The organism is Bradyrhizobium sp. NAS96.2 (assembly GCF_001908235.1).
In the GTDB taxonomy this organism is placed as follows: Bacteria; Pseudomonadota; Alphaproteobacteria; order Rhizobiales; family Xanthobacteraceae; genus Bradyrhizobium.
Genome location: NZ_LGHK01000267.1, coordinates 1 through 15,403, shown reverse-complemented (window position 1 = coordinate 15,403; position 15,403 = coordinate 1). Strand labels below are relative to the sequence as shown.

The window sequence follows — 15,403 nt, the reverse complement described above, 5'->3', positions numbered from 1 at the left end:
CGGCCGCGATCTCGGGTTGATCGATCGCGAGCGCCGTTTCCTGCGCTTTGCTCCGCCGCGTGCGCGGCTCCGCGTCGCACAGCAAACGGCGCAGACAGCACCACGATGACCGGAAATTGTCAGCCATCAGCCCGGTCCAATATGTCAGGCATCAACCCGGTCGGACATCCGCTAGTCATGTTGTGGAGAGAGCCCCCACCCGCATCGCATCGAAGATGCGATGCGACCTCCCCCGCAAGCGGGAGAGGTGCAGCAAGGCTGCCGCGAGACCGATCCAACCTGACTACCATTCTGCTGTAGCGCGCTTTGTACGTCTACTTCACCAGCCGGAACTTGCCGCCCTCGACCTTGATCAGGAACGCGGAGCGCTCGTCATAGCCGTTGTGGTCGGTCCGGCTCATGGTCGAGAGGCCGTTGTTCAGATAGACGTCCTTGCCGCGCTCCAGTTCGTCGCGCAACGCGGTGCGGAATTCAGCCGTGCCGGGCTTTGCGGTCTTCAGGGCGCTGGCCGCCGCCCGCTTGAACAGCGTGACCGCGTCCCACAGATGCGCGCCGAAGATGTTCGGGTTCGAGCCGTTGGCCTTCTCGTAGGCCGACACGAACGCGTCGCGCGCCTGGCGGAACGGATCGCTCGCCGGCAGATCGTCGGCGATGGTGAAGGCCTCGCCGGTGAAGATCGCGCCCTCGACATTGGCTCCGCCGAGCTTGATGAATTCCTCCGACGCGACGCCGTGAGTCTGGAAGATCTTGCCGGCATAACCTCTGCTGCGCAACGCCTCCTGCGGCAGCACGGCCGGTGTGCCGGCGGAGGCGATGAACACCGCCTCCGGGTTGGTTGCGATCACCTTCAGCGCCTGGCCCATCGCGCTGGTGTCCGAACGCGCATAGACCTCATGCGTCGTGACGGTGATCCCGAGCGGAGGGGCGAGCCGCGACACCTCCTTGTAGTAGCCTTCGCCATAACCGTCGGAGACGCCGATATAGCCGAGCGTCTTGATGCCGGATTTCGCGATGTATTTCAGGATCGCCGCCGCCATCAGGTCGTCATTCGGCACCACCTTGAACGCCCAGCGGCGGCGCTCGTCCATCGGCTGCACGATCGCGGTCGCCGCCGCGAGCGAGATGATCGGCGTCTTGGCCTCGAAGGCGACATCCAGCATCGGCATGGTCACGGGGGTGAGCGAGGAGCCGATCAGGATGTCGACACCGTCCTGGATCACGAGGCGGCGGGCATTCTGCGTGCCCTTGGTGGGATCGGACTCGTCGTCGAGCGCGATATAGGTGACCTTCTCGCCGCCGATCTCCTTCGGCAGCGCAGCGATGCTGCGCATCTGCGGCTGGCCGAGCGCCGAGCCGGGACCCGATCCGGACACCACGACACCGACCTTGATGTCGGCACGTGCATCCGGCGCGACCAGCATCGCGCCCGCGAGTACCCAGAGTCCGGCCATGGCCAGCTTCATTGCAAATCCTCCCAGCAAGTTCTTTAAGTGCGGCCGACGATAGCCGACCGGCATCCGGTTTCGCATCATATTGATTCCGCCGGATGCGTCTGTCCCCCTGATTGGGGACACTCGATTGGGGCGCCGGATCGATCGCCGGAATTGCCGCGTTGCAAACCCGTCCTGAAACTTCGCGTTTACCACTTCCCTAAAGGCCGTGAGAACCAGTTTCCCTAATCGGGCGGCAACGACCTCCTGCTATTGATGGACGGGAAAAGGAGTACGAACCATGTTCAGCATCGTTCGGATCCTGGTTTTGATCGCATGTGCGCATGCGGGATCCGCGTACGCGGAAATGCCGTCTAACGGCTCGCGGCCTTTGCAAGCAGTCCACGTCCACGCAGTCGATGCCGATGCGTGAACCTCATCCGATCGCGCCCGAGCACGCGCGCGCCATCTGCGACGAGATTGGCGAGAGACTGCGTTATGCCCTGCGCGGCGATTACGCCGATTTGCCGCCAAGGCTGCGAGAACTCATGCACGAGCTCTCCCTGCAGGATTGCGAGGCGCCGTCGCTGGTGCCCGCGATGGCGGACATGACGCGGCCGCTGGTCGTTGCGGCGTAGAGAATCTAGATCGAATCGCCCTGGCCGCGCGGGCACTTCACCTCTCCCAATCGGGTGAGGGGACGAAATTGGCCCGGCCGGCTTCAATCCTTGGATAGGAAATGTCAATGACTCTGCGCGCGATTTTCGTAGCATGCTCAATGGCGGCTCTTGGAGTTCTCACGATGACATCCGACGTGCTGGGCCAAAAGCAATCTTTCAAAGAGCAACTGGTGGGGACCTGGACCCTGCTCTCCTGGGAGCAGAAAAAGGCTGATGGCGCCAGGCTCGAGCATTATGGGAAGGCTCCTAAGGGTATCGCCTTCTTTGATGCAGATGGACGGTACATCATCACGGTCATGAAGTCGGACCGCGCCAGGTATGCGAGCAATACCCTCAGGCAGGGCACCTCTGAAGAATACAAGGAAACTGCCGAGGGCACGATAACCTACTTCGGGACCTATTCGGCGAACGAGGCCGACAGCAGCATCTCGATTCACGTCGAGGGCAGCTCCTTTCCGAACTGGAATGGCTCGGATCAAAAGCGCTTTGTCGCGATTACTGGAAATCAACTGACGCTGACTGTCCGCCCTCCGGGCGGTGATGTCGTTGAAGTGATTTGGACGCGGGCAAAGTGATCGAGCAGGGCGCGATCCGCTTCTGAGCCCCGAGCGGACCTGCCGTCTGTGGTCTCTGGTTCGCAATCGAGACCAGGGCCTGAACGTTTCCTGCCGCCTACACGTTCTTCGCGACCTTCCGCGTCCGTGTCGGGCCGGCGCCGGCGATCGCCGGCTTGATATTCCACACCGCGCGCACGGCGGCGAAGGCGTGGGCGATCACCGGCTCCTGGCGGCGGGCGGCGAGGCTGACGAAGGAGAGATCGCAGGTCAGCTTCACCTTGTCGGCGACCACGAACTGATGCGGGCGCGCCATCCGCGGCGCCAGCACGCTGTCGCGCGCGAGGCTGAGGCAGAGACCGGATTCGACGAAGTCGATCATCGCCTCTTCCTGGTCGGTATAGCCGATGCGCTTCGGTAAGGCGCCGAGTGGGCGGAAAATGTCGTCGAGCAGCCGCCGGTGACCGGAATGCGGCGGTGTCGCGAGCCAGGGCAGCTCGGCGAGCTCCGCCCAGCCCTTGCCGATAACGCGGTCCCGCCAGCCGATCGGCGCGATCACGCGGTAGTCGTAGCAGAGCAGCGGCGCCAGCTGGTAGCGGCCGTCGGCAATGGTTCGTTCAGTGAAGCTGTGATGGATGAGCTGCTCCTGCGGCGTGGCGTCGACATAATAGCCGACGTCGAGTTCGCCGCTGCCGATCTGCGCCAGCACGTCGTCGCTGACGCCATGGCGCAGGAAAACCTCGGTGCGTTGCGAGGACATCGCAAGGCTGCGCACGAACGGCCCGAGCCGGGTGAATTCGGGGTCGAGGATGGTGCCGACGCGCAGCGTGCCGCGCTGCGCCTCGTTCAGCGAATCCGCCATCGCCTTGAAGTCGGACGCCGCCGCCACCGCCCGGTGCGCCAGCGGCAGCAGCGCGGCGCCGGCCTCGGTCAGCGTGAAGCCGCTGGGTGTGCGGTTGAACAGCTGCAGTCCGGTGCTTTCCTCGAGCGCCTTGAGTTGCAGGCTGACCGCGGGCTGGGTCAGTTTCAGCATCGCTGCAGCGCGCGATACAGTGCCCTCACGGGCAACCGTGACGAAGCAACGCAAGGCCTGGGTACGGGGAAGCTCGGTCATCGCGTGTGCTTATAGCACACTTTTTCCGAGCGCATCCGTCCTGCGTCATGCATTGTCATATGATGATAATACAACCAATGCGAGAAGTCAGGATGGCAGCCACGCCACCATGCCTTCGGTCCGCGCGCGCACCTCCGGCGAGGCGAGGCAGGTCGCAACCGCTTCATAGCCCGCCGCGCCGGGAATGGGCCTGACGCAGATCGGCAGGCTGTGATTGGCCGGGCACAGGATGATCGCCTCGTCGTCGCCGACCGCGTCGAGGTCCAGGATCGCGCTGGAGCGCGTCAGGAAGAACAGCGGCCGCGCCTGCGGTCCACGACGGCGCAGATGCGCGATCACGGCCTCCTGGCTGGCCGCATCGAGCCCTTGCTCGAGCATGTCGATCACCAGGATTGCGCCGTCGTCGGCCTCGAGCCATGCGAGCAGGGTGGTGAGCGCGGCAGAGCCCTGGGCGCCATCTGCCAGCAGGACGGCAAGGCTCGCTTCGACCCTCGCCTTGTGGGCCGGGTCGGCCTCTAGCCGCGCGCGAACGGCCGCACCGCCGTCGGCCGCACGGTCCAGTCCGACGAAGCTGGCGCCGGGCAGCGCTTCGGCGAGCCGCTGCGCGAGGCGCGTCTTGCCGCTGCCGAGCGGGCCGACGATGTAATTCAGCGATTTGACGTCGCGTAGCTCGAAGCGCTCGCCGCCCCACGGCCACGGCAGATCGAATGCGACGCCGAGTGCCGGCCGCGCCCTGACCGCACCGATGAGGTCGCGCGTCGCGGGCATTTTGCCGCAGCCGAGGTCGGTGCGCAGCCGACGCACCCGGGCGATGCTGTCGCCGCATTGGCGGATGCGTGCTTCGAGCGTGGCCTCGTGCGCGGCCAGCACGCGGCCGAGGATGGCGGCGTCGCCGTTCAGGATCCGCGCCACTTCACCGACACTGAGGCCGAGCGCGCGCAGCTCGACGATCTCGGCGCAGCGGGCCATCTCGGCCGGACCATAGGCACGCCATCCCGCCGGCGTGCGGCCGGGCGCGATCAGGCCGCGCTCCTCGTAGAGGCGCAGCGCTTTCGCCGAGATGCCGAGCTGCCTTGCAGCTTCGGACGGGCTGAGGAAACGGGCAGCAGGAGCATTCATCGAATCACCTCGCGTCGTCTGACCGCGTCTCTATGGAGGCGGCCGCAGGGGCCAGGTCAAGCGGGGGGGGGAGGGAGCCCTGCCGCCGGTGCACACCTCACGCGCCAATCACCGAGTTGCCCGACAGCGCAGGCCCCTGCATGTGAATGTTTGATCCATCAGCCATGCAACATTCTCGGTGTCGTCCCGGCGAAGGCCGGGACCCATAACCACGAATGGCGATTGGTGCGCGACACTGGAACGACGAGTCCCTGCAACAACATCCGCCGCGGAGTATGGGTCCCTGCTTTCGCAGGGACGACGCGTGGAGGCAATCTTGTCCCCAACCACAGCTGTCATCGCCCGGCTCGACCGCGCGATCCAGTACGTCGCGGCTTCTCGGCTCAAGCGCTGCTGCCTCTGGAATACTGGATCACCCGCTTTCGCGGGTGATGACACCGCGTTGGTTGGCGGGCGATGCCAAATCAAACTCGCTGTCGTCCCTGCCTAGTGCGCAATTGCGCACGGGAGCAGGGACCCATAACCACGAATGACTATCGTTGAACGATGCTGGTACGACGAGTCCCTCCCACAACATCCGCCGCGGAGTATGGGTCCCTGCTTTCGCAGGGACGACAGCCGTGTTTATCGCGAGCGTTCGTGGCCATTGCAGCAAGCCGCCACCCTCACTCCAGATGGTTCACCTTCGCCACCCAGGCGCGGACGTCGGTGAGCACGTCGGGCAGCGCGGCCTTGACCTCCTGCACGTTCATGCCGGGCTTGATGCGGGGATCGTAGAGCACATTGAGCAGATATTGGTCGTAGACGTCGAAGAAGCCCATCGAGACGCTGTCGTTGAACATGGTCCACGGCACCGTCGCGGTGTCGTTGATCGGGCCGAGCGACTGCAGCAGCTCCTCATAGGCGCAGTCGAGGAAGACGAAATCGCCATTGTCGACGGTGAGGATGACGTCGGAATGCTCGATCTCGTAGTTCTCGTTCTTGCGGAAGCCGGACAGGCATTGCGGGTCGAGCGAGGAGCGGATCTCCTTGGCGCGCTCCTGCCCGTAATAGGTTGCGATCGTCCGATAGAGCTCGCGGTCGCGCACCATCTTGACCACGACATTGGCCGCGTCGTGGTTGTCGGTCATCGCGATGTCGAGATGTTGCACCTTGCTGCGGATGTCGGCGACGACCTTGGCGAGCTGGGCCTTGCGGTCGGCGCGGTTGCCGTCGGCAAACACGCGCACCGCCCTGTCGTATTTGCGGATGCGGTCGACCCGTCCGGCGAGATGATATTCCGCGCCGAACGCCGTCTTCAGGAAACCCTCGACGATCTCGGCGTCGGTGAACACCTTCTTCTCGTTGCGCTGGCGCGCGACGATGGCCGGCACCTCGGCGGCGGCAGACACGGGGATATCAGCGAGGCAAGCGGCGAGCGTTGCGGCGAGCAGGAGCAGGATCGAAGGGCGGTGTTGGGACATTATGACGACGCTGCCGCAAGGTGCGCGGCAGCGCAAGGCGGGATCGGCGAACTTGCCGGATGACGGCGCCTGATTCCGTTGAAATCGTCGCGATCAGTTCTTCACCACGACCGTGGCGCCGACCGAGACCCGATTGTAGAGGTCGGTAACGTCGTCATTGGTCATGCGGAAGCAGCCCGACGAGACCGCCTGGCCGATCGTCTCCGGCTCGTTCGAGCCGTGGATCCGGTACAGCGTCGAACCGAGATACATCGCGCGCGCGCCGAGCGGATTCTCGATACCTCCGTTCATGTGGCGCGGCAAATCCGGGCGGCGGCGCAGCATCTGGGACGGCGGAGTCCAGGACGGCCATTCCTTCTTGGCGGAGATGCGGTGGACACCGCCCCAGCGGAAGCCGTCGCGGCCGACACCGATGCCGTAGCGCAGCGCCTGGCCGTTCGCCAGCACCAGATAGAGCCGGCGCTCGGCGGTGTTCACCACGATGGTGCCGGGGGCGTAATTGGTCGGGTAGTCGACGGTGGTGCGCGGGATCGGGCTTGCGCCACCGCCGCCGAAGAAGCTCGGGGCTTCGGACTGGTAGCCACGGGAGTCGAAGAACTGGGCGTTGGCCTGGCCAGCACCTGCCAGGATCGTGAGCGCGGCAAACATCAAGGCGAACGGGCGCATCGTCATCGTCCTCGCGAACAATCAAATATGTGCCCAGAGAGTCCACAATTGCCGGCGTTTCGCAAGCGACGAAGCGGTGACTGTAGGCACTTTCCGGCAACACGGTTTAAAAAGGCAACAGACCGAAGGCGATACCTGCATTGTCCGGTCAAACCTTTGACGAAGCGGATGAAGAATGGTTGATCTGGAGCGACCACAAGAACATCTCGAAACGGGAGCGAGAGCATGAACGGTGCGGAAAGTCTGGTACGGACATTGGTCGCGGGCGGCGTGGATGTCTGCTTTACCAATCCGGGCACCTCGGAGATGCATTTCGTCGCGGCGCTGGACAAGGTCCCGGGCATGCGCTGCGTGCTCGGCCTGTTCGAAGGCGTGGTGACCGGCGCGGCCGACGGCTATTTCCGCATGAAGGGAACACCGGCCTCGACGCTGCTGCATCTCGGGCCCGGCCTCGCCAATGGCCTTGCCAATCTGCACAACGCCAAGAAGGCGCATTCCGGCATCGTCAACATCGTCGGTCAGCACGCCACCTACCACATCGGCTACAACGCGCCGCTGACATCAGATATTGAGGGCCTGGCGCGGCCGATGTCGTCCTGGGTGCGAACCTCGCCGGATGCCAAATCGGTCGCGGCCGATGGCGCGGCGGCGATCGCCGCAGCGAAGAGCGCGCCGCCGCAGATCGCGACGCTGATCCTGCCGGCCGACACCGCCTGGAACGAGGCCGACGGCACCGCCGAGGTGCCTGTCGATACCCAGCGCCCGAGCTATTCGCCGCAGGCGGTCGACACCGCGGCGAAGATCCTGCACGGCGATGCCGCGCACACGCTGCTGCTGGTCACCGGCAGCGCGCTGACCGAGCACGGGCTGGCGCTCGCCGAGCGCATCGCCGGCAAGACCGGCTGCACCGTGATGGGCCAGACCTATCACCCGCGCATGGCGCGCGGCCGCGGCCGCTTTTCGATCAACCGCATCCCTTATGTCATCGAACAGGCGCTGCCGATCCTGAAGAATTTCCGTCACATTGTACTGGTCGAGGCCAACGATCCGGTGGCGTTCTTCGCCTATCCGAACAAGCCGAGCATGCTGAAGGCGGAAGGCTGCGAGGTGCATCGCATGACCGCCTGGGGCGAGAATTCGGTCGCGGCCCTCGAGGCGCTGGCCAATGCGCTGCATGCGACGGCGCAGGACGTCAAGCCGCAGCAGCATCCGGAACTGGTCAAGCCGACCGGCGCGCTCAACCACTCAACGATCGCACAGGCGATCGCCTGTGCGATCCCCGACAACGCCATCATGGTCGATGAATCCGTCACCACCGGCCGCGGTTTCTTTCCGCCGACGGCGGGGGCTGCGCCGCACGACTGGCTGCAGAACATGGGCGGCTCGATCGGCTTCTCGATGCCGGTGGCGACCGGCGCCGCGGTTGCCTGCCCGGACCGCAAGGTGATCTGCATGGTCGGCGACGGCAGCGCGATGTACACGATCCAGTCGCTGTGGACGCAGGCGCGCGAAGGGCTCGACGTCGTGACCATCGTGTTCGCCAACCGCATCTACCAGATCCTGCGTGGCGAGTTCGACGGCGTCGGCGCCGGCGAGCCGGGGAAGCGGGCGCAGGACATGCTGAAGATCGATCGGCCGACGCTCGATTTCGTCGCGCTTGCGAAGGGCATGGGGGTGCCGGCGGTGGCGGTCACGTCAGCGGATGAGTTCAACAAGGCGCTGGCGAATGCCGTTGCCGAGCCGGGCCCGCGGCTGATCGAAGTGCAGATGTAGCAGGGCAGTCTTCAACGGCCGCGGTGGCGGTCTAAAGCGGGATGAATTCTTGATTGAAGCGGCTTGGTGCAATCCGGGTGAGGGCTCTTGCTCTCTCGATAGACCGTCACCCCTCACCCGATTTGCTGCACAAATCGACCTCTCCCAAGGGAGAGGTGAACTTTCGAGGTCACTCCAGCTCAACCTAGTCTCATCAGGGTCCAGTCCAGTCGGAGGCGCCAATGCAGACCGAGTTGAACAAGGTGATCGCCGCCGTGCAGGAGTTTTACGCGCAGGAGACGTTCCTGCTGGAGCGCGATCTCGGCGAGCGAACGCTTACTCACCGGCTGGCGGTCTATGTCGAGCGGCAGTTCTCCGGCTGGCAGGTCGACTGCAACTACGATCGGCTCGGCGAGCGCACGCTGCGGCTGCCGCGCGGCTCGGGGAGCTCGACCGATGACCATCTCGGCAAGTCGATCTATCCCGATATCGTCGTGCATCAGCGCGATATCCCGAACAATCTCCTGGCTATCGAGCTGCGCAAGGACAGCAATCACCAGCCGCTCGAGCACGATCAGCGCAAGCTGGCTGCGCTGACCGATCCGAACGTGTGGTTTGCCTATGCGATGGGCGTGCTGGTGATCGTCGGACCGAGCGGCGTGAGCTTTTCCGAAGTCTATGCCGGCGGCGCGATCGACAGCGCCACGTCGCGCTGGTTTGCCGAGCGCGTGCAAGCGAGCGGGCTCGCGGCACGGCACGACAATGGCGCTCAGCATTAAGCCTGTCGGACGATTCTCGCTGCGGATTGCAGTGATAGCCCGTTTGGATCATGCGTCGCCGCTGCACGCACGGCAGAACAGAAGGTGCGGGAGGTGGAGCAATTCCTGGAGCCGGTGGTCAATTTTCAGAACGATCCGATGGCGGTGCGGATTATCGGCTCTGCGCCTCTTTCGCTCCCTCTCCCGCACTTCAATTCGCTGGCCCAGCTCTCACTGGTCCAAGCTCTACTGTTTCAAGCCGGCGGCGCAGCTGAATGCGACGTCAAAGGCCGAGGCAGCCTCCGCACCGAGACAGTAAAAAGGCCGCCTTCGGGCGGCCTTTTCCGTTTCGTCTTTCCCGCGATCGCGGTGTGCGATTGTTTCTGTTTATTGCTTGGTCGCATCGTCGCCGGTCGCGGCGGCGCCGGACTTGGCTTTCGATTTCTTTGCGCCTTTCTTCGCTTTCTTCTTCGGCGCCATCTTGGTCGCCTCGCCCTTGGCCGCCGTGTCGCCGCTTTGCGCGGCGGGGGCCATGGTGCCGCCTGCCTTGTCCTGCGCGAGTGCGGCGGACGAGACGAAGGCGAGGGCGGTGGCGGCGAGGATCAGTGTTCGCATCGGATTGTTCTCCCAAGTTGGTTTCCGGCGCCCCTCAACGGGACAGAATGTCGCAGGTTCCGCGAGCCCGATCAGCAGTCCGTGAGCTCAGCGTGAACGGCGCGGCCGGCGCGATATGGGCGGAACCTGGAACCGGGAGCCGCGTTATGCCGCTGGGCAGGAGTTCCGAGGAGAGACGCCATGCGCTGGCGGTCAATGACGGAAACCACCAATACGGTGCTCGACAGCGCCCCGGAGAACACATTCTACGCGGTGGGCTGGACGGTCAGCGGCGTGGCGACACTGGCCACCATCGTCGCGGTCTGGATGTTCGGGATCTGAGGGGCGAACGATCGCCGCGGGCAACCGGTTTGCCATCGCCAGCGGGGAGCTGGGCCCGCGCCCGGGCGCCTACTTTCGCAGGATGACCAGCGCTTCCCGATAGAGCTGCGAGAAACACACCAGGAGCGCGCTCGACAGCACGAACATCGCCATGCTGTCGTAATCGGCCGCGGTCGGCCAGGCGAACTCGAAATAAGGCGGCATGAACGCCCACCAGACGATCGGAACCGTGATGATCGTGGCGAAGGCGCCGGCGGGAGCGCCGCCCATCAGGCCGGCGATCAAGATCGCCGGCACGAAGCCCGCAAAATAGAATTGCATGCCGAAGCTTGCGAACATTTCCTGCGTCGCGGTGGCGACCACCACGGCCAGCAGGGCGACGACGAAGGTCGACAAGGACCAAGGCCGCAGCTTCAAAATGTAGTCGTTGCCCTTGCGCATTGAGACGTCCCGGCCTCCGCGAGTTCCGGGAAGGTAGCCGAGGAGGCCTGCAAACAAAACCCCGTATGACTCCGTGGAGGGGGTGTTCTGCTCGATACAGTGAAAAGGAACCGGCCCGGTCAAGCCCCTGCCGCATTGTCGCGCTTATTGCACCGCGGCAGAGTGATTGTGGGACAGCACAATGCTGGAAATTCTGATTGTCGTTGTCGTCACCGGGATCGGGTTCGCAGCCGGGTACGGCGTCCGCGAGCTGATCTCGCGCCGCCGACGGCGGTCGCCTCCGCGCGTTCGCACGCCGCGGCTTCGGGCCGCGAATGACGACGTGTCCGCACGGGGCTGGTATCGGCCGACCGGCACGCAACCCGCCGATCAAGCCACCCCGCCATCCGACGAACTCGACGGCGCCGTGCGCGATCTGCTCGGCGAACTCAGCCGACGCACCGCCAACCCGTCAGCCGCCCCGCACCGCCGCCGGCATTGAGCCGGAATGCCGGCCGCATCGCACTCGCGTCGGCACCTTTGCATGGGGTTGTTTTCGACATTTTTGATGAGGCGGTCCCGAACGGCGCCAGAATGTCGACAATCGCGGTCCAGGAAGGGGAATGGTGGACGCACAAGGGATCGAACCTTGGACCTCTCCCGTGTGAACCACAATCCGTAGATCCACACTGATCCCACCCGGCCATAGTGTTGTCGAAATAATTCAATCTATTGCAGTGGCTTATGGTCGTTTTGACCTCAAGGGACCATAAGCGGCCATACTGCATTTTGTGTGCCCCCGTTGTGCCCGCCGCAGATTTTCCCTTGGGGCACACAAATCGGGGAGGGTCTGTGCCCCCTCTGTTCTCGAAGGGCCGTCCTTCCACGCTGGTGTGCCCCGAGGCGGGAAAAGCGAAGGAAAGTCAATGCGGCTTTCCCGTCGCTTGGGTGGATCCGGGCGACTGCGGGGGCACACTGCGACGACAAGGAGCGTAGGGACCATGCCGGAGCCGAGCAACCAACTGACACTTACCGACGCGGTGATCCGCAGCGCTGTGTTGCCGCCGGGCAAGGCGCAGCATTATCTCCATGACGACAAGCTGCCCGGCCTCGCCCTGCGCATGCGCGCCACCGGCGGCCGGACCTGGGTTTACCTCTTCACCAAGCCGGGAGTGAGAGGGACCCAACGCAAGACCCTCGGTCCGTGGCCCAAGTATAATGAGAAGGCTGCGCGTAAGGCCGCCACCATCGCCGCAGGCGAGGTATTCAAGGGCATGGACCCCAACGATGCGAAACGCGAGGCGAGGCGGCAACAGGCAGCCGAAAAGCAGCGCACTACCTTGGCGGACTTGGTCGTCGAAGATGGTCCCTACCAGACGTCCTTGACCGGTCGTCAGGTCGTCAACTGGAAGCCGGCCATGTCGGCGTTGCGGCGCGGGCTCACGGATCACGCCGATAGCGGCGTTGGGGACCTGACTCGGCGGCAAATCATGGCAGCGGTCGACAAGATTGCCAAGACCGGCAAGCGGGGCGCGGCCAAGGACCTGCGCAAGCACACCCATACGTTCCTCGAATGGTGCGTTGGCGAGGGTTATGTCGACCACAACGTGCTGGCGGGATATCGCGAGCCCAAGGAAACCCGCGCGCAAAGGGTCGGACGCCGAACGAAGGGCCGTGCACTCACCGATGAAGAAATCATCAAGGTCTGGCATGCATCCGGCAAGCTCGGCACCTTTGGGCTCCTGGTGAGGACGTGCCTGCTCGGTGGCCCGCGCCGGAGTGAGCCAACCATGATCGAATGGCAAAAGCACGTCATGGACGACCGCATCACCTTCGATGCGGCTTGGACCAAGATGGGCTTGCACCACGATGTGCCGCGCACTCACCTTATTGATGAGGTGCTCGCGGCCGCGAAGCATTTCCAGCGAGCGACGTCCGACTATGTCTTCCCGTCACCAAAGACCGGTGGCCAGATGTCAGGCTTTACCAAGATGGTCAACCGGCTGGTCAAAGAAGCGGGTGTTGCCAGGTTCACCATGCATGACTTGAGGCGCAGTCTGCGTACTATCATGTCGCGCTGCGGCTACGACAATGAGATCCAGCGGCTCTGTGTCGGGCAAAAGCCAGGCGGAATCGATCAGGTCTACAATCACGACGAACAGTGGATCATCCGCAAGATGGCATTCGAAGCGGCTCATGACTACATTGCGGAATTGGTCGGCGCGATGCGTGTCGGCAAGGTCGTGCGGCTGCAGCGAACGAATCCGCTCGATCCAATCAAGGCCGAGCTGCTGGGTCGTCTCCGCGAGCATTATGCGGCTGAGACGGCTTAGGAGCCTTATCGCATTTGGCCAGGTAGTCCCGCACGGCATCGACACGATAAAGCGGGCGGCCGTCGACGTAGCGCCATTTCAACGAGTGGTTCGGATCGCGCCGCCACTGCTCCAGTGCCCCGGGTGTGCGCCGAATGACCGCTGCCGTCTCCAATACCGTCAGATTAGAGCTGCCTGGCAGTGTATCGATATCGAACGTCGCGGGGGGCGGCATGCCACGACCCTTGCGGCGGCCCTTTGCGGTACGCGGTGTCTTGCTGGAATCCGGCGACCCAATTGCCTCGATCCGGTTCTGGTCGTCGTTGCCGTTCATGCGCTCCGTACCAATGATCGGTCTGACGCAATAAGATTGTAGGCTGATCCAGGAACAAAGGAATCAAGTCCGCACGTATGGCCGCTGGGTGGTTGTGGCGTACAAATAGGACGAACCGGTTCAATTGGCCTGGGAAGTGCTCTGGGAGGAAATTGCTTTTATTGCGATCTGCAGCCTTCCAAGCTGAATGCGAGGGTTCGATTCCCTTCACCCGCTCCAATGATTTCAATGATTTAGCGCGCTATGGCTTTCTCATTCTGACAGGCCGCGCTTTTTCATTCTGACAAACGTTCACTTTCTCTTCGCTTGTCTAATACGCCGCTTGATGCGTTTCATTTGCGCATCCTGCTTCGCCTCATCGTCATCGTGCAGATAGTGCGCCATCGCCGCCGTCGAAGACCACTGGCCCTTCTGCATCAATTGGGTCTCTGTAAGCCCAGACGCGCTCGCTTCCGTGGTGCCGCCGTGCCGGCCGAAAGAGGTAAACGTGAGCTCAGGCCGCAAACCCGCAGCCAAGATTATCTTCTTCGTTATGCGCTGAACCTGCGTCAGCATTTCACCCTTGCCAAACCAGGGCAGACTGCTGCCGTCACGCCGCAACATCAGTCCTCCTGTTGGACGCAGCTGCTTGATCGCATCGAGCTCTGCCATCAAGATGGGATAGAGTGGGGCGCCTTTTGCGTTCAGTAGCGGCTCCCAGGATCCCGTGCTCGTCTTGTAACTGATGACGTAGGCGTGGTCGGGCCGGCTTGGGGGACGGTAGTGGTCGACCATGAAGCGGATGAAAATATGTGCTTCGCGTTGAAGCAATTCCCAACCGATCAACGCGCCCGTAGCCAGTGAGGAATAGCCCATCTCGATCGCTTTGGCGCGGAACGCTACAAGTTCGGCGAAGGTGGCGTGCGGCGTTTCTCGCGAAGTCGATTGCAAGCCCATTCGTTCAAATGGATTCCGTGGGGGAAACACACCTGGGTGCGCCCGAGAGATGGTATTCCAGGCGCTACGAGCAGTCTTCATCGCATGGTTGACCGTGGTGCGCCGCTCGACTTTCTTGCCGTTCACGTCTTTGAACAGGAGCTTTGCAAAGAGATCGTCGACGAACGCGGTGTCGATGCTTGAGACGCGGCGAACGCCCAATCGTCGTCCATCCTGCAGGATGTATTCGCAGATCATCTTGATCCCAGTCTCGTGAACCCGGCACTGGCCTGGGCTCAAAGGCTGGAGCCGCTTGGCTGTCGGTTGAGACCAAGTTTGACGATAGAGGTGAAACATCCAATCCAACGTACCGACGACCACGCCGGTGTGAGTTGGCTTTGCGTCCTCGCCACCCGTGCGCCAGCTATCGAAAGCGGGAAGCAGGATTTGTTCTGCGCGCGTAACGGCGCGACTGTAATCGGTGCCAAGGGCCTCGTTTTCGATCGAGCATCCACGCTTGCGTGCCCACATCGGAATATTGAAAAAGTATCCGAAGACGGCGCCCTTGAGACGCTTACGCAGGGTGTACCGAGGCAGCGGTAGCGCCGATCGCCCAACTCTTTTCACAACAGTCTCCTGGACACCTCGGGGTCGTCCTCGGGATCGATTTGGATCGATCTTTCTTCTCGCATCAACACAGAAATGCGTCCGTCTGGCCAAATCTCGACGCGCGCGACTCTGCCGCCACTGTCGAGGACGCCTCTAACAGCACGCTTTACGTCTGCCTCGGTAAATCGGGCTTTCGACATCGTGGACGATGGAAACGGGCGCGAGGGACCATTTGAGAATTCATTCAATCATGAATCGCCGTGATCTCTCCACTGAAGGTAGAAGAAGCCTGGAACATGTTGCGATATCTGAACGGAGCTAGAATCCAAGTGAGACAGAGC

The 15,403-nt window shown here is 63.2% G+C and carries 15 protein-coding genes; 7 read left to right on the top strand and 8 right to left on the bottom strand.

All coding sequences use genetic code 11. The annotated features are described in order from the left end of the window. Nucleotides 1-314: 314 nt before the first annotated feature. The gene (locus tag AC628_RS38660; protein WP_074131879.1) at nucleotides 315-1,463 is read right to left on the bottom strand and encodes an ABC transporter substrate-binding protein; all 1,149 of its coding nucleotides are present in this window, start codon (nucleotides 1,461-1,463) and stop codon (nucleotides 315-317) included. A gap of 392 nt (nucleotides 1,464-1,855) precedes the next feature. Here AC628_RS38660 and AC628_RS38655 point away from each other — a divergent pair, with 392 nt between their 5' ends. Both AC628_RS38655 and AC628_RS38650 read left to right on the top strand, forming a co-directional pair. After that, a complete protein-coding gene (locus tag AC628_RS38655) occupies nucleotides 1,856-2,068 on the top strand; it encodes a hypothetical protein (RefSeq protein WP_074131881.1) in 213 nt (70 codons plus the stop codon). A gap of 164 nt (nucleotides 2,069-2,232) precedes the next feature. Continuing rightward, the gene (locus AC628_RS38650; protein WP_168193533.1) at nucleotides 2,233-2,685 is read left to right on the top strand and encodes a lipocalin-like domain-containing protein; all 453 of its coding nucleotides are present in this window, start codon (nucleotides 2,233-2,235) and stop codon (nucleotides 2,683-2,685) included. 97 nt (nucleotides 2,686-2,782) lie between these two features. Here AC628_RS38650 and AC628_RS38645 read toward each other — a convergent pair whose 3' ends face one another. The 4 genes from AC628_RS38645 to AC628_RS38630 all read right to left on the bottom strand — a co-directional run bounded on the left by AC628_RS38645 (nucleotide 2,783) and on the right by AC628_RS38630 (nucleotide 7,026). Continuing rightward, nucleotides 2,783-3,778, bottom strand: coding sequence for a LysR family transcriptional regulator (locus AC628_RS38645; protein WP_074131877.1), 996 nt, complete (start codon nucleotides 3,776-3,778; stop codon nucleotides 2,783-2,785). Nucleotides 3,779-3,865: 87 nt separating this feature from the next. Beyond that, nucleotides 3,866-4,897: a MerR family transcriptional regulator gene (locus AC628_RS38640; protein WP_074131876.1), complete on the bottom strand. Its 1,032-nt coding sequence runs from the start codon at nucleotides 4,895-4,897 to the stop codon at nucleotides 3,866-3,868. 665 nt (nucleotides 4,898-5,562) lie between these two features. After that, nucleotides 5,563-6,360 carry a DUF2927 domain-containing protein gene (locus AC628_RS38635; RefSeq protein ID WP_074131875.1) on the bottom strand — a complete coding sequence of 266 codons (798 nt, stop codon included), beginning with the start codon at nucleotides 6,358-6,360 and terminating at the stop codon, nucleotides 5,563-5,565. Between the two features lie 93 nt (nucleotides 6,361-6,453). Continuing rightward, nucleotides 6,454-7,026 (bottom strand): L,D-transpeptidase, encoded by a 573-nt coding sequence (locus tag AC628_RS38630; RefSeq protein ID WP_502689830.1) that lies wholly within the window; start codon nucleotides 7,024-7,026, stop codon nucleotides 6,454-6,456. Nucleotides 7,027-7,251: 225 nt separating this feature from the next. On the opposite strand from AC628_RS38630, the gene AC628_RS38625 reads away from it, so the two are divergent. Both AC628_RS38625 and AC628_RS38620 read left to right on the top strand, forming a co-directional pair. After that, nucleotides 7,252-8,799, top strand: a complete 1,548-nt coding sequence (locus tag AC628_RS38625) for an acetolactate synthase large subunit (protein WP_074131873.1) — start codon at nucleotides 7,252-7,254, stop codon at nucleotides 8,797-8,799. 221 nt (nucleotides 8,800-9,020) lie between these two features. After that, on the top strand, nucleotides 9,021-9,557 hold the full coding sequence (locus tag AC628_RS38620; protein WP_074131872.1) for a hypothetical protein: 537 nt from the start codon (nucleotides 9,021-9,023) through the stop codon (nucleotides 9,555-9,557). Between the two features lie 366 nt (nucleotides 9,558-9,923). Here AC628_RS38620 and AC628_RS38615 read toward each other — a convergent pair whose 3' ends face one another. Then, nucleotides 9,924-10,151 carry a hypothetical protein gene (locus AC628_RS38615; protein ID WP_074131871.1) on the bottom strand — a complete coding sequence of 76 codons (228 nt, stop codon included), beginning with the start codon at nucleotides 10,149-10,151 and terminating at the stop codon, nucleotides 9,924-9,926. 180 nt (nucleotides 10,152-10,331) lie between these two features. Here AC628_RS38615 and AC628_RS44515 point away from each other — a divergent pair, with 180 nt between their 5' ends. Next, nucleotides 10,332-10,472: a hypothetical protein gene (locus AC628_RS44515; protein ID WP_168193532.1), complete on the top strand. Its 141-nt coding sequence runs from the start codon at nucleotides 10,332-10,334 to the stop codon at nucleotides 10,470-10,472. A gap of 69 nt (nucleotides 10,473-10,541) precedes the next feature. Here AC628_RS44515 and AC628_RS38610 read toward each other — a convergent pair whose 3' ends face one another. After that, nucleotides 10,542-10,913 carry a DUF4118 domain-containing protein gene (locus tag AC628_RS38610; protein ID WP_074131870.1) on the bottom strand — a complete coding sequence of 124 codons (372 nt, stop codon included), beginning with the start codon at nucleotides 10,911-10,913 and terminating at the stop codon, nucleotides 10,542-10,544. A gap of 181 nt (nucleotides 10,914-11,094) precedes the next feature. Here AC628_RS38610 and AC628_RS38605 point away from each other — a divergent pair, with 181 nt between their 5' ends. Further along, complete coding sequence (locus AC628_RS38605; RefSeq protein WP_074131869.1) at nucleotides 11,095-11,394, top strand: hypothetical protein; 300 nt, start codon at nucleotides 11,095-11,097, stop codon at nucleotides 11,392-11,394. A 499-nt stretch (nucleotides 11,395-11,893) separates the two neighbouring features. Then, complete coding sequence (locus tag AC628_RS38600) at nucleotides 11,894-13,225, top strand: tyrosine-type recombinase/integrase (protein ID WP_074131868.1); 1,332 nt, start codon at nucleotides 11,894-11,896, stop codon at nucleotides 13,223-13,225. A 604-nt stretch (nucleotides 13,226-13,829) separates the two neighbouring features. Here AC628_RS38600 and AC628_RS38590 read toward each other — a convergent pair. After that, nucleotides 13,830-15,080 carry a site-specific integrase gene (locus AC628_RS38590; protein ID WP_083633288.1) on the bottom strand — a complete coding sequence of 417 codons (1,251 nt, stop codon included), beginning with the start codon at nucleotides 15,078-15,080 and terminating at the stop codon, nucleotides 13,830-13,832. Nucleotides 15,081-15,403 lie beyond the last annotated feature (323 nt).